Source organism: Amycolatopsis sp. NPDC004772 (assembly GCF_053601215.1).
Map to the genome: position 1 here is coordinate 53730 of NZ_JBSGBK010000030.1, position 13356 is coordinate 67085.

A 13356-nucleotide genomic window follows, 5' to 3' on the forward strand; every position below is an offset into this window, starting at 1 on the left:
AAGTGACGTCCGGTGACGAGGACTTCCCCGTTGCTTCGGCTACGAACCGGTCAGATGAACGGGCTCACGTCGTTGCCGGTGTTCCCGCCGCCGCCGTACTCCTCCGCGATCGTCTCCGCCGGGTGCGGCGCGGTCGTCGTCGGGGAAATCGGCCCGGACACCACCCCGATGGCCGCGATCACCGCGACGATCGGCATAATCACGGGCACGGGCAGGTTCCGGTCGTTGCTTTTTCTTTCCACGCAACGGAAAGCTACCGGGCGTGGTCGGACACGGTAGAGCAGAGCCGCAATCACGCCGCGTGATCAAATCCGCTTCGCGGCCAGCCGATCCATCCGCGGCCACCGCACGTCCTTCGCCCACCCGAACCGCTCGAACGCCCAGATCACCCGAGCCGAAACATCCACCTGACCCCGCAACACCCCATGCCGAGCGCACGTCGGATCAGCGTGGTGCGAGTTGTGCCACGACTCGCCCATCGACAGCAGCGCCAGCGGCCAGAAGTTCGCCGCCTTGTCGCGGCTCGCGAACGGGCGTTCCCCGATCAGGTGGCACACCGAGTTCACCGACCACGTCACGTGGTGCAGGAACGCGATCCGGACCAACCCCGCCCAGAAGAACGCCGTCACCACGCCCCACCAGGACCACGACAGCAGCCCGCCCAGCACGGCCGGCAGGGCCAGGCTCAACGTGATCCACAGCCAGAAGTACCGGTTGACCCAGCGGACGTCCGAGTCCGCCACCAGGTCCGGGGCGAAGCGGTCCGCGTTGGTCACCTCGCGGCCGAACATCCAGCCCATGTGGGCGTGCCAGAAGCCGCGCAGCAACGCCGATGGCGAGGTGCCGAACAGCCACGGGGAGTGCGGGTCGCCCTCGCGGTCGGCGAACGCGTGGTGGCGGCGGTGGCTCGCCACCCAGAAGATCACCGAACCCTGGACCGCCATGCTGCCCGCGATCGCCAGCACCACCCGCAGGGGCCGCGAGGCCTTGAACGCGCCGTGGGTGAAGTAGCGGTGGAAGCCGACCGTCACGCCGAGCGTGGCGAACGTGTAGAACGCCGCCGCGAGGATCAGGTCGATCCAGGTCATGCCCCAGCCCCAGACCAGGGGGACCGCGATCAGGAGCGCCGCGAACGGCACCAGCAGGAAGGTCTTGAGCACGATCATCTCGCCGGTGCCGCGGCGGTGGGAGATCAGCGGCTTGGGCGCGGTGCGCGACGTCATGGCGCGAACAGTAACCCACGAGCCGGACACCCACGCCGACGCGGAGTTAAGGCCGCGTTGCCGTCAGGCGGCCGTGAGCTCCTTCGGCGCCGCTGCCAGCGAGGTCACCGGGCCGCGGTCGCGGCTGCCCACCCACAGCGAGGCCGTCGCGATGATGACCGCCATCGCGCCCAGGACGTGGAACGACACCATCGCCTCCGGCACGCCCAGCGCGTACTGCAGCGAACCGAGACCACCCTGCGCGACGGCGACCACCCAGACCACCGTGTAGCGCTGCCAGAGGCTCTTGGGGGCGCCGACGCGCAGCAGCTGGAGGCCGAACACCGCGAGCAGCAGCAGGTAGAGCACCAGCAGGCCGCCGTGGACCTGGGCGAGGGCCTCGACCGGGGCGTCCAGGCGGTGGGTGTTGATGTCGCCGCTGTGCGGGCCGGCGCCGGTCACCGTGGTGCCCGCCGCGAGCACGAGCCACAGCACGGTGGCGAGCAGGACCAGGATCGTGCGGCCGCCCGGCGGGACCAGCAGGCGCGGGGTCTCGTCGCCTTCGCGGAACGCGCGCAGCAGCAGCACGGCCAGCCAGACGAGCGGGGTGGTCGCGAGGAAGTGGATCGCGACCGTCCACCACTCCAGCTTCGCGAGCACGGTCAGGCCGCCGACGACGGCCTGCAGCACGACACCGCCGGGCATCGTCCAGGCCAGCTTGACCAGGCGCTTGCGCTCCGGGTGGTCGATCTGCACGCGCCACGCGGTGATGACTGCGACGGCGGCGATGAGGATGACGACGCCGGTGAGCAGCCGGTTGCCGAACTCGATCCACTGGTTGAGGGCGTCGATCCCGGAGTCGTGCTTCGGGACGAGGCTGCCGGCCACGCACTGCGGCCAGGTCGGGCAGCCGAGCCCGGACCCGGTGACGCGCACGATGGAACCGGTGACGCCGATCAGCGCCTGCGCGAGGACCGCGGCGATTCCGACGGCCCGCTGCACGGCGGCGGAGGGAAACGGCAGACGGGCGACGAGGCTGGTGAACGGCACGGCATCGATGGTAGAGCGCGCGGAAAACGCGCTTTCGGCAGGTCCGGACGCCCAGAACCCGGAGACTCCCGCAAGGGACCTAGGTCATGCGGAGACCGGGACTCAGGTGAGTTTCGTCGTCCGCGAAGCCACCGCGCCGGCGACCACCGCCCACACCGCCAGGATCAGCATGGGGCCGGGCGCGAACGCACCGTCCACCAACGCCGCGCGCATGCCCTCCGCCAGCGCCCCCGACGGCAGCAGCTCCACCACCCGCGCCAGCCCCGGCGGCAGCGACGACGGCGCCAGCAGGATCCCGCCCGCCAGCAGCAGGACGAACCACACGATGTTCGCCAGCGCCAGGACCGCCTCGGCCCGCAACGCCCCGCCCAGCAGGACGCCCAACGCTCCGAACGCCAGCGTCCCGAGCACCAGCAACAAAACCGCCGAGAAGAGCCCGGCCGGCGACGGCGACCACCCGAGGAACGCCGCCACCACGCCGATGATCACCGACTGCAGCACCACGACCACGAGCGCCGCCGCCAGGCGGCCCGCCACCAGCAGCCACCTCGGCAACGCCGTCGCCGAGAGGCGCTTCAACACCCCGTACCGGCGGTCGAAGCCCAGGGCGATCGCCTGGCCGGTGAACGCCGAGGACATCACCGCCAGCGCCAGGATGCGCGGGGTGATCCAGTCCACTCGCGGCACGGACCCCAGCGAAGACGCCGGGAGGATGTCCAAAAGGGACAGCCCGACCAGCAGCGCCAGCGGGATCAGCAGCGTCAGCAGCACCTGCTCGCCGTGGCGCAAGGTCAAGCTGACCTCGACGCGCGCGTGCGTGCGCAACATCCGGCCCAGCGATCCCCGCCCGGGCGCCGGGGTGAACGTCCCCGGAGCAAACGTCATGCCCGCAGCTCCCGTCCGGTCAGCTCCAGGAAGACCTCTTCCAGGGTCCGCTTGCCGACCTGCAGTTCCTCCGGCAGCACGCCCTGCTGGGCGCACCACGCCGTGACCGTCGACACCACCTGGGGGTCGACCGAACCGACCACCGTGTACGTGCCCGGCGCCGACTCGCGCACCGCGTAGCCCTCCGGGAGCGCCGCCGTCAGCAACGCCGTGTCGAGCCGGGTGCGGGCCTTGAAGCGGAGCCCGCCCGCGCCCGTCTCGTCCGTCGTCAGCGACTGCGGTGCGCCGGACACCACGACCTTGCCGTGGTCCACGATCACCACCGTGTCGGCCAGCGCCTCGGCCTCTTCCATCAGGTGCGTGGTCAGCAGCACCGAAACGCCGTCGGCGCGCAACGCCGAGAGCAGGTCCCACACCAGGCGCCGGGCCTGCGGGTCCATGCCCGCCGTCGGCTCGTCGAGGAACACCAGCTCCGGCCGGCCGACCAGGGCGCACGCCAGGGAAAGCCGCTGCTGCTGGCCGCCGGAGAGGCGCTTGAACGGCGTGCGGCGGACCGGCGTCAGGCCGAGGACGTCCAGCAGCCAGGCCGGGTCCAGGGGCGAAGCCGCGCAGGAGGCCACCAGGCGCAGCATTTCGTCCGCCCGGACACCCGGGTACGCGCCGCCGCCCTGGGGCATGATGCCGACGCGGGGACGCAGCGCCGAAGACTCGCGGACCGGGTCGAGGCCGAGCACGCGCACCGAGCCCGCGTCAGGCTTCGAAAAGCCTTCGCAGAGCTCGACGGTGGTCGTCTTGCCGGCCCCGTTCGGGCCGAGCAGGGCGAGCAGGCTGCCGCGCTCCATCCGCAGGTCGAGGCCGTCGACCGCGCGGGTGGAGCCGTAGCTTTTGACCAGCCCGCTGATCTCGACGGCAGGGACACTCACATCGGGTCACGATACGGCGTCGACCGGTTCGGGCACCCGCGGGGACGGCTTGGCGAGCAACACGGGAGCCAGCCGCCGCACGATCAGCAGCCCGCCACCGCAGACGACGATCGCCGCGACGTAGGCGAACGGCAGCACGTACGGGCGGCCGTCGAAGGTGCTGCCGGTCGGGGGGAGCAGGAACGGCAGGGCCGCGCTGATCACCGTCGCGGCGACGCGGAAGCGGGACGTCCCGGCCGCGGCGGCGAGCGGGATCACCGCCCACAGCACGTACCACGGCTGCAGGTTGATCTGCAGGATCATCACCGCGCCGAGGGCGACGCCGAGCCCGATGATCGGGCGGTAGCGCCACTTGAAGCTGTCCCAGAGGAACTTGAACGTGATCGCCAGCGCGACGAGGTAGCCGAGCACGCCGAGGATCGGCACCAGCGCGTCGGTGTGGTTGCCGAGCCCGAGCGCGATGCCGAGGACGCCGGAGAGGTTGGCCAGCTCGGCGGTGGGGGAGATCCAGGAGCGGACCAGGCCGGGCGTGTTGAACGTCGCCCCGACCCAGCCGAAACCGAGGCCGGTGCCGAAGCAGACGACGACCAGGACCACGCCGAACCACAGCGCCATCGGGGCGCCCGCCACGAACAGGTCCTTGAGCCGGCCGTGCCAGCGCCGCGCCACCATCACGGCGAAGAACGGCAGCGCGAACACCGCGGGCAGCTTCACCGCGACGCCGAGGGTGATGATCGCGACCCCGAGCCCGATGTAGAGCAGTTCGCCGCGGGCCAGCGGGGGCGGTGTGTCGCCCTTCACCCGGATCGGCAGCCGCCGGATGCCGATCTCCAGCCCGGCCAGCATCAGGCCGACGGCGAGCGCGTCGTTGTGGGCGCCGGCGACGAAGTGGAAGATCAGCAGCGGGTTCAGCGCGCCGAGCCACAGCGCGGTCGCGGGCTGGACGCCGAACCGGCGGGCCAGCCGCGGCAGGGCCCAGACGATGAGGACCACGCCGGCCAGCGCGAGCACCCGCTGCAGCAGCACGCCGACCGCGATGCTGTTGCCCGCCAGGGGCGCCAGCCAGCCGCCGAGGCGCAGCACGAGCGGCCCGTACGGCGCCGGCGTCTCGCGCCACATGTTCGACACGCCCGCGGTGAACGGGTCGGCGACGCCGAGGGCCTGCGCCGGGCCGAGGACGTACGGGTCCATCCCGCGGTGCACGATCTCGCTCTGCGCCAGGTAGCTGTAGACGTCGCGGGAGAACAGCGGCGGGATGACCAGCAGCGGCAGCACCCACAGCGCGATGGTGCGCGCGAGCTGGCCCTGCGACGCCAGCCGCTCGCGGCTGGGCTGGGCGAACCGGCCGAGCATCAGCCAGCTCAGCACCAGGATGCCCATCCCGGAGATGGCGATGGCCAGCGACACCGTCGGGATCCGGGTGAACAGCCGCAGCACCGGGATCTCCTGCACCGGGTTGATCACCGGGGCGGCGCCGGCGCCGAGGGAGCCGAGCGCGAGGAACAGCGAGCCGACCGTGCCGAAGCGGCGGACGACGTTCAGCCCGCGCTGTTCGGCGGCCTCCAGGGGGAGCGGTTCGCGGGGGTGGACGGGCGAGAGCGTCACCGGGTGGGCACTCCCGGTTTCGAGCCGTGCCACTTGCTGTTCCTGTTCGCCCACTGCCACGCGTGCAGGGTATCGGTCGCCTCACGAGTGAGTCGGGTCACTGCCGGACACCCCGCCTTTGCCGATCACCCGGAAATAAGACACACTTGTGTTGTGAAAAAGACGGAGGCGGGTGACCAGGCGGGCGGCGACATGCCCCGCGCCGGGCAGCCGCACGTCCCGTCGCAGGTCAGCGCCGAGGGCAAGACCCGTCACGAGGTCGCCCGGCTGCTGCTGGAACAGGGTCCCATGACCGCCGTCGTGGTCGCCGAGCAGCTGGGAATCAGCCCCACCGCCGTCCGCCGGCACCTGGACGCGCTGCTCGCGGACGGCGAAGCCGAGACGAGGGACGCGCCGCGCCGCGGGCCCCGCGGCCGGGGCCGTCCGGCGAAGCTCTTCCTGCTCACCGAGCCCGGCCGCGCCCGCTTCGGGCACGCCTACGACGACCTGGCCGTCTCCGCGATCCGCTTCCTGGCCGAGCACGCCGGGGAGGACGCCGTGCGCGCCTTCGCCGAGCAGCGCATCGAGAAGCTCGTCGGCCCGCACCGCGCCGCGATCACCGAACCGGGTGAGCCGGCGACGCGCGCGGAGGCCCTCGCGGCCGCGCTGAGCAGGGAAGGCTACGCTGCGTCGACCCGCCAGGTCGGCGCCCCGGCTCCTGGTCAGAACGTGGGCGCGCAGCTCTGCCAGCACCACTGTCCGGTCGCCCACGTCGCCGCGGAGTTCCCGCAGCTGTGCGAGGCCGAGACGGAGGCGTTCGCGCAGCTGCTGGGCACCCACGTCCAGCGGCTGGCGACCATCGCACGCGGGGACTCCGCGTGCACCACCCACGTACCCGTCACGGCGGGTCAGCCGGCCCATCCCGAGCCGGCCAGAACGGTGTCCCCCGAGGGGCACACAGCACGGATCCCGAATGGAGGGAAACCCGCATGACTGCCGCTGCCGAGCAGCGCACTCCCACCACCGCGCCACTGAGCCAGGAAGAGACCATCGAGTCCCTTGGCAAGTACGCGTTCGGCTGGGCGGACTCCGACGAGGCGGGCGCCAGCGCCCGTCGCGGATTGAACGAGGACGTCGTCACCGACATCTCCTCGAAGAAGTCCGAGCCGGAGTGGATGCGCGAAGCGCGACTGAAGGCGCTCAAGCTCTTCGAGAAGAAGCCCATGCCCAACTGGGGGGCCGACCTCTCCGGGATCGACTTCGACAACATCAAGTACTTCGTGCGGTCCACGGAGAAGCAGGCCACCTCCTGGGAAGACCTGCCCGAGGACATCAAGAACACGTACGACAAGCTGGGCATCCCCGAGGCGGAGAAGCAGCGCCTCGTCGCCGGTGTCGCCGCGCAGTACGAGTCCGAGGTCGTCTACCACCAGATCCGCGAGGACCTGGAGGAGCAGGGCGTCCTGTTCCTGGACACCGATTCCGCGCTCAAGGAGCACCCGGAGCTGTTCCAGGAGTACTTCGGCTCGGTCATCCCGGCCGGTGACAACAAGTTCTCCGCGCTGAACACGGCGGTGTGGTCCGGCGGCTCGTTCATCTACGTGCCGAAGGGCGTGCACGTCGAGATCCCGCTGCAGGCCTACTTCCGGATCAACACCGAGAACATGGGCCAGTTCGAGCGCACCCTGATCATCGTCGACGAAGGTGCGTACGTGCACTACGTCGAGGGCTGCACGGCGCCGATCTACCAGTCCGACTCGCTGCACTCGGCGGTCGTGGAGATCATCGTCAAGAAGGGCGCCCGCTGCCGCTACACGACCATCCAGAACTGGTCGAACAACGTCTACAACCTGGTCACCAAGCGCGCCAAGTGCGAAGAGGGCGCGACCATGGAATGGATCGACGGCAACATCGGTTCCAAGGTGACGATGAAGTACCCGTCGGTGTTCCTCATGGGCGAGCACGCCAAGGGCGAGGTCCTGTCGGTCGCGTTCGCGGGCGAGGGCCAGCACCAGGACGCGGGCGCCAAGATGGAGCACCTCGCGCCGTACACCTCCTCGACCATCGTGTCGAAGTCGGTGGCGCGCGGCGGCGGCCGCACCTCCTACCGCGGCCTGGTCCGCGTGGCGAAGCGGGCGCACCACTCGCGCTCCAGCGTCGTCTGCGACGCGCTGCTGGTGGACACCATCTCGCGCTCGGACACGTACCCGTACGTGGACATCCGCAACGACGAGGTGTCGATGGGCCACGAGGCCACGGTGTCCAAGGTCAGCGAGGACCAGCTGTTCTACCTGATGTCGCGCGGTCTCGACGAGGCCGAGGCGATGGCGATGATCGTGCGCGGCTTCGTGGAGCCGATCGCCCGTGAGCTGCCGATGGAGTACGCGCTCGAGCTGAACCGCCTGATCGAGCTCCAGATGGAAGGGTCCGTCGGCTAGTCATGTCGGTTACCGAGAACAACGTTTCCGAGGCTCTTCGCGAGGGGGCCGTCATCCCGGCGGCCTCCCGCGCGGAGCGCTTCACCTCCTACGACGTCGAGGCCTTCGAGGTCCCGGGCGGTCGTGAGGAGAACTGGCGCTTCACGCCGATGAAGCGCCTCCGCGGCCTGCACGACGGCAGCGCCACCGCCACCGGCGAGATCACGCTCGAAGCCGAGGCCGCGCCCGAGCTGAAGATCGAGACCGTCGGCCGCGACGACGAGCGGCTCGGCGCCGCCGGCGTCCCGAGCGACCGGATCGCCGCGCAGGCGTACTCGTCCTTCACCAAGGCCACCGTCGTGACGGTGCCGAAGGAGACGAAGGCGTCGAAGCCGTCCGTGCTGCGGATCCACGGCCCGGGCGAGGGCCAGGTCGCCTACGGGCACCTGCAGGTCCGCGCCGAGGCCTTCGCCGAAGCCGTCATCGTGCTCGACCACGTCGGCTCCGGCACCTACGCCGACAACGTCGAGTTCGTCATCGGCGACGGCGCCAAGGTCACCGTGGTCAGCGTCCAGGACTGGGCCGACGACGCCGTGCACGTCTCCGAGCAGCACCTGAAGCTGGGCCGCGACGCCGCGCTGCGGCACACCGTGATCACCCTGGGCGGTGACCTGGTCCGCGTCTCGCCGACGGCGACCTTCGCCGACAAGGGCGGCGACGTCGAGATGCTCGGCGTCTACTTCGCGGACCAGGGCCAGCACCAGGAGCACCGCCTCTTCGTCGACCACGCGGTGCCGAACTGCAAGTCGCGCGTGATGTACAAGGGCGCCCTGCAGGGCGACGACGCGCACACGGTGTGGATCGGCGACGTCCTGATCCGCGCGGCCGCCGAGGCCACCGACACCTACGAACTCAACCGCAACCTGGTGCTCACCCCCGGGGCGCGCGCGGACTCGGTGCCGAACCTCGAGATCGAGACCGGCGAGATCGAAGGCGCCGGCCACGCGAGCGCGACGGGAAGGTTCGACGACGAGCAGTTGTTCTACCTGCAGTCGCGCGGGATCGCCGAAGAAGCCGCGCGGCGCCTGGTCGTGCGCGGGTTCTTCCACGAGATCCTGGTCAAGATCGACGTCCCCGAGGTGCGCGAGCGCCTCGAAGCGGCGATCGAGGCCGAGCTCGAAGCCGTTGGCGCCTGACCGCTCTCTGACTTAGGAAACGAAGAAATGGCTACCCTGGAAATCAAGGACCTGCACGCCTCGGTCACCACCGACGAAGGCGCCAAGGAGATCCTCAAGGGCGTCAACCTGACCATCAAGTCGGGCGAGACGCACGCGATCATGGGCCCGAACGGCTCGGGCAAGTCCACGCTGTCCTACGCGATCGCCGGGCACCCGAAGTACGAAGTCACCTCGGGTGAGGTGCTCCTGGACGGCGAGAACGTCCTCGAGATGAGCGTCGACGAGCGTGCCCGCGCGGGCCTGTTCCTCGCGATGCAGTACCCGGTCGAGGTGCCGGGCGTGTCCATGTCCAACTTCCTCCGCACCGCGGCCACCGCGGTCCGTGGCGAGGCCCCCAAGCTGCGCCACTGGGTCAAGGAGGTCAAGGAGGAGATGGGCAAGCTCGAGATCTCGCAGGAGTTCGCCGAGCGCTCGGTCAACGAGGGCTTCTCCGGCGGCGAGAAGAAGCGCCACGAGATCCTGCAGCTGGCGCTGCTCAAGCCGAAGTTCGCCATCCTCGACGAGACCGACTCCGGTCTCGACGTCGACGCCCTGCGCGTCGTCTCCGAGGGCGTGAACGCGCACAAGGCTTCGAGCGAGGTCGGCGTCATGCTGATCACGCACTACACCCGGATCCTGCGGTACATCACGCCGGACTTCGTGCACGTCTTCGCCGACGGCAAGATCGTCGAGTCGGGCGGCAAGGAGCTCGCGGACGAGCTGGAGGAGAACGGGTACGTCAAGTACACCGGCAAGACCGAGCCCGCCGCGGTCTGACCCCGTTCCGTTACACCGAGAAGAGAGGAGTCGGCCCGATGACCACCACCTCGGCCGGTTCTTTGCCACTCGACGTGGCTGGCCTGCGGGCCGACTTCCCCATCCTGTCGCGCACCGTCCGCGACGGGAAACCCTTGGTGTACCTGGACTCCGGGGCGACGTCGCAACGGCCGGCGGCCGTGCTCGACGCCGAACGGCACTACGTCGAGACGTCGAACGCGGCCGTCCACCGCGGTGCGCACCAGCTGTCCGAAGAAGCGACCGACGCCTACGAGTCCGCCCGGGCGAAGATCGCCGAGTTCGTCGGCGCCGACCCCGAGGAACTGGTGTTCACCAAGAACGCCACCGAGGGCATCAACCTGGTCGCCTACTCGTTCGGCAACGCCGCCACCGCGGGCCCGGAAGCCGCGCGGTTCGTCGTCGGCCCGGGTGACGAGATCGTCGTCACCGAGATGGAGCACCACGCGAACCTCGTGCCGTGGCAGCAGCTGTGCCAGCGCACCGGGGCGACGCTGAAGTGGTTCAAGGTGACGCCGGAGGGCCGGCTCGACCTGTCCGATGTGGACGAACTGATCACGCCGCGCACCAAGGTGGTCGCGTTCGCGCACCAGTCGAACGTGCTCGGCACGGTCAACCCGGTCGAGCTGCTGGTCGAGAAGGCCAAGGCGGTCGGCGCGTTCACCGTGCTGGACGCCTGCCAGTCGGTGCCGCACTTCCCGGTGAGCTTCCACGAGCTCGGCGTCGACTTCGCCGCGTTCTCCGGGCACAAGATGCTCGGCCCGTCCGGCATCGGCGTCCTCTACGGGCGCACCGAGCTGCTGTCGGCCATGCCGCCGTTCCTCACCGGCGGGTCGATGATCGAGATGGTCCGGATGGAGGGCTCGACCTTCGCGCCGCCGCCGCAGCGGTTCGAGGCCGGTGTCCCGATGACGTCGCAGGCCATCGGCCTCGGCGCGGCCGTGGACTACCTCTCGGCCGTCGGCATGGACCGCATCGCCGCGCACGAGAAGGAACTGGCCGCGGCGGCGCTGGAAGGCATCGGCGCGATCCCGGGTGTCCGGATCATCGGGCCGACCGACCTGGCGGACCGCGGCGCGACCGTGTCGTTCGTGATCGACGGCGTGCACCCGCACGACGCCGGCCAGGTGCTCGACAGCCTCGGCATCGCCGTCCGCGTCGGCCACCACTGCGCGTGGCCGCTGCACCGGGCCTGCCAGGCGCAGGCGACCGTGCGGGCGTCGTTCTACCTCTACAACGATCTGTCCGAAGTGGACGCTCTGGTGGCCGGGATCCGCGAGGCGCAGAAGTTCTTCGGGGTGGGGCAGTGAACCTGGAGAGCATGTACCAGGAGATCATCCTGGACCACTACAAGAACCCGCACGGGCGCGGCCTGCGTGACCCGTTCGACGCCGAGTCGTTCCAGGTCAACCCGACCTGCGGCGACGAGGTGACGCTGCGGGTCAAGGTCGAGGACGGGAAGGTCGCCGACGTCTCCTACGACGGCCAGGGCTGCTCGATCAGCCAGGCCTCGACGTCGGTCCTGACCGACCTCGTCGTCGGCCACACGATCGAGGAGGCGTTCACCACCATGGACGCCTTCGTGGAACTGATGCAGGGCAAGGGAAAGGTCGAGCCGGACGAGGACGTGCTGGAGGACGGGGTCGCCTTCGCGGGCGTCGCCAAGTACCCCGCCCGCGTGAAGTGCGCCCTCCTCGGCTGGATGGCTTTCAAGGACGCCGTCGCCCGGACGAGCAGTGGAGCTGAAAAGGCATGACTGAAGAAACCGCCACTCGTGAGGGGCGCACCGCCGCCGACCTCGACGCCGAGACCACCGCCAAGCAGGACCTCGACCTCGCCAAGATCGAGGACGTCGAAGAGGCCATGCGCGACGTCGTCGACCCGGAGCTCGGCATCAACGTCGTCGACCTCGGCCTCGTCTACGACATCCGCGTCGAGGCCGACAACACCGCGACCCTCGACATGACGCTGACCTCGGCGGCCTGCCCGCTGACCGACGTCATCGAGGACCAGACGAACGCCGCGCTCACCAGCGGCGGGCTGGTCAAGGACTTCCGGATCAACTGGGTCTGGATGCCGCCGTGGGGCCCGGAGAAGATCACCGAGGACGGCCGCGAGCAGCTGCGCGCCCTCGGCTTCACCGTCTGAGTCGGTGCACGTCGAGCGGGTCACCCTCCGGGGTGGCCCGTTTCGCGTATAACGGGCTATACCAGGCGAGTGCGTAGACCACGAGGGCCACGGCGAACCCGCTGCCGGCGCCGGTGACGAGCAGGTAGGTGGCGTTGCCGGCCACGCCCGCCCGGGTCATCGGGTCGTGGTGGGCCACGAAGGGCGCGACGCTGGTCAGGGCCCCGGCCAGCGCGCCGGCGGCGAGGAACGCGGCCACGGTCTTCCGGTGGCGGATACCCGGCGGCGCCGGGGCGACGGGCGCGGTGCGGTACCAGCGCCGCAGCCACCAGCCGAGCACGGCAGCTCCGGCGAGGGTGCTGATCAGCTGGATCAGCCGTCCGACGTCGACGCCGGTGACCAGCGGGATCCGCAGGAACGCGAATCCGTCGTTCTCGTGGGTGAAGGCGTCCCAGCCGACGTGTGTGGCGGCGCCGAGCACGAGCGAGACCGCGATCCAGCCCGGCCGGTTCCAGCGGAAATCGCGGGGGAGCCGTTCGGCCAGGCGTTGCGGGGCCAGTGCGGTGAGCGGCCGCTTCAGCAGCAGCTGGAAGACGGCGAGCAGGGCCAGCGCGAGCAGCGGGTCGAGCCAGAGAGCCGACGTGAGTTCGTGGGTCTTCGTCAGGCCGACGCCGGGCAGCCGCGGGACGAACCAGAAGAGGTCCGGCGCGACCGACCCGGCGACGAGCGCCGACGGCACCAGGGGACGCCTGGCCAGCGGCAGCACGGCGGCGGGATGACTCAGCGTGAACGGCACGGGGTTAGTATCCCGGGGTGGTCCTGCGGTCGATCCTCCTGTTCCTGGCCGCGGCGGTGTGCGAAATCGGCGGCGCCTGGCTGATCTGGCAAGGCATCCGCGAAAGCCGCGGCCTGCTGTGGATCGGCGGCGGAGTGGTGGCGCTGGGCGTGTACGGGTTCGTCGCGACCCTCCAGCCGGACGCTCACTTCGGCCGCATCCTCGCCGCGTACGGCGGCGTGTTCGTGGCGGGCTCGCTGGCCTGGGGCATGATCGCGGACGGCTACCGGCCGGATCGGTACGACGTCATCGGCGCGCTGCTCTGCCTGGCAGGGGTCGCGGTGATCATGTACGCGCCGCGGACGGGGTAACGCCACCGGT

At 70.4% G+C, this 13356-nt stretch carries 15 protein-coding genes; 8 read left to right on the forward strand and 7 right to left on the reverse strand.

Features of this window, described 5'->3' with window-relative positions; genetic code table 11:
* Positions 1-50: 50 nt before the first annotated feature.
* From ACWEF6_RS19945 to mptB, 6 genes are all read right to left on the reverse strand, one after another.
* A complete protein-coding gene (locus tag ACWEF6_RS19945; RefSeq protein WP_449684313.1) occupies positions 51-242 on the reverse strand; it encodes a hypothetical protein in 192 nt (63 codons plus the stop codon).
* 63 nt (positions 243-305) lie between these two features.
* Complete coding sequence (locus ACWEF6_RS19950) at positions 306-1223, reverse strand: acyl-CoA desaturase (protein ID WP_449684314.1); 918 nt, start codon at positions 1221-1223, stop codon at positions 306-308.
* Positions 1224-1286: 63 nt separating this feature from the next.
* Positions 1287-2252 (reverse strand): COX15/CtaA family protein, encoded by a 966-nt coding sequence (locus ACWEF6_RS19955; RefSeq protein ID WP_449684315.1) that lies wholly within the window; start codon positions 2250-2252, stop codon positions 1287-1289.
* 102 nt (positions 2253-2354) lie between these two features.
* Positions 2355-3137, reverse strand: a complete 783-nt coding sequence (locus ACWEF6_RS19960) for an ABC transporter permease (RefSeq protein WP_449684316.1) — start codon at positions 3135-3137, stop codon at positions 2355-2357.
* A complete protein-coding gene (locus ACWEF6_RS19965; RefSeq protein WP_449684317.1) occupies positions 3134-4060 on the reverse strand; it encodes an ABC transporter ATP-binding protein in 927 nt (308 codons plus the stop codon). The genes ACWEF6_RS19960 and ACWEF6_RS19965 overlap by 4 nt, the downstream gene beginning before the upstream one ends.
* Before the next feature lie 6 nt (positions 4061-4066).
* On the reverse strand, positions 4067-5698 hold the full coding sequence (gene mptB / locus ACWEF6_RS19970) for a polyprenol phosphomannose-dependent alpha 1,6 mannosyltransferase MptB (RefSeq protein ID WP_449684343.1): 1632 nt from the start codon (positions 5696-5698) through the stop codon (positions 4067-4069).
* 120 nt (positions 5699-5818) lie between these two features.
* On the opposite strand from mptB, the gene ACWEF6_RS19975 reads away from it, so the two are divergent.
* The 7 genes from ACWEF6_RS19975 to ACWEF6_RS20005 are packed head-to-tail and all read left to right on the forward strand — an operon-like array spanning position 5819 to position 12221.
* Entirely contained in the window at positions 5819-6637 is an 819-nt protein-coding gene (locus ACWEF6_RS19975) for a helix-turn-helix transcriptional regulator (protein ID WP_449684318.1), read from the forward strand.
* Positions 6634-8082, forward strand: a complete 1449-nt coding sequence (sufB, locus tag ACWEF6_RS19980; protein ID WP_310975173.1) for a Fe-S cluster assembly protein SufB — start codon at positions 6634-6636, stop codon at positions 8080-8082. Before ACWEF6_RS19975 ends, sufB begins: the two co-directional genes overlap by 4 nt.
* A gap of 2 nt (positions 8083-8084) precedes the next feature.
* The gene (gene sufD / locus ACWEF6_RS19985) at positions 8085-9257 is read left to right on the forward strand and encodes a Fe-S cluster assembly protein SufD (RefSeq protein ID WP_310975174.1); all 1173 of its coding nucleotides are present in this window, start codon (positions 8085-8087) and stop codon (positions 9255-9257) included.
* 27 nt (positions 9258-9284) lie between these two features.
* A complete protein-coding gene (sufC, locus tag ACWEF6_RS19990) occupies positions 9285-10055 on the forward strand; it encodes a Fe-S cluster assembly ATPase SufC (protein WP_310975175.1) in 771 nt (256 codons plus the stop codon).
* A gap of 38 nt (positions 10056-10093) precedes the next feature.
* Positions 10094-11383: a cysteine desulfurase gene (locus ACWEF6_RS19995; RefSeq protein ID WP_449684319.1), complete on the forward strand. Its 1290-nt coding sequence runs from the start codon at positions 10094-10096 to the stop codon at positions 11381-11383.
* On the forward strand, positions 11380-11829 hold the full coding sequence (gene sufU / locus ACWEF6_RS20000) for a Fe-S cluster assembly sulfur transfer protein SufU (protein ID WP_449679791.1): 450 nt from the start codon (positions 11380-11382) through the stop codon (positions 11827-11829). Before ACWEF6_RS19995 ends, sufU begins: the two co-directional genes overlap by 4 nt.
* Positions 11826-12221 carry a metal-sulfur cluster assembly factor gene (locus ACWEF6_RS20005; protein WP_310975179.1) on the forward strand — a complete coding sequence of 132 codons (396 nt, stop codon included), beginning with the start codon at positions 11826-11828 and terminating at the stop codon, positions 12219-12221. Before sufU ends, ACWEF6_RS20005 begins: the two co-directional genes overlap by 4 nt.
* Here the strand turns inward: ACWEF6_RS20005 and ACWEF6_RS20010 are convergent.
* Entirely contained in the window at positions 12211-12996 is a 786-nt protein-coding gene (locus ACWEF6_RS20010) for a DUF4184 family protein (RefSeq protein ID WP_449684320.1), read from the reverse strand. The genes ACWEF6_RS20005 and ACWEF6_RS20010 overlap by 11 nt on opposite strands.
* A gap of 17 nt (positions 12997-13013) precedes the next feature.
* Here ACWEF6_RS20010 and ACWEF6_RS20015 point away from each other — a divergent pair, with 17 nt between their 5' ends.
* Positions 13014-13346: a YnfA family protein gene (locus ACWEF6_RS20015; RefSeq protein WP_449684321.1), complete on the forward strand. Its 333-nt coding sequence runs from the start codon at positions 13014-13016 to the stop codon at positions 13344-13346.
* Positions 13347-13356 lie beyond the last annotated feature (10 nt).

Excerpts from the sequence above, each read along its gene's own strand:
- sufD (WP_310975174.1), top strand. The coding sequence starts at position 8,085 with ATGTCGGTTACCGAGAACAACGTTTCCGAGGCTCTTCGCGAGGGGGCC.
- sufB (WP_310975173.1), top strand. The coding sequence starts at position 6,634 with ATGACTGCCGCTGCCGAGCAGCGCACTCCCACCACCGCGCCACTGAGC.
- ACWEF6_RS19960 (WP_449684316.1), bottom strand. The coding sequence starts at position 3,137 with ATGACGTTTGCTCCGGGGACGTTCACCCCGGCGCCCGGGCGGGGATCG.
- ACWEF6_RS19950 (WP_449684314.1), bottom strand. The coding sequence starts at position 1,223 with ATGACGTCGCGCACCGCGCCCAAGCCGCTGATCTCCCACCGCCGCGGC.
- ACWEF6_RS20005 (WP_310975179.1), top strand. The coding sequence starts at position 11,826 with ATGACTGAAGAAACCGCCACTCGTGAGGGGCGCACCGCCGCCGACCTC.
- sufC (WP_310975175.1), top strand. The coding sequence starts at position 9,285 with ATGGCTACCCTGGAAATCAAGGACCTGCACGCCTCGGTCACCACCGAC.
- ACWEF6_RS19995 (WP_449684319.1), top strand. The coding sequence starts at position 10,094 with ATGACCACCACCTCGGCCGGTTCTTTGCCACTCGACGTGGCTGGCCTG.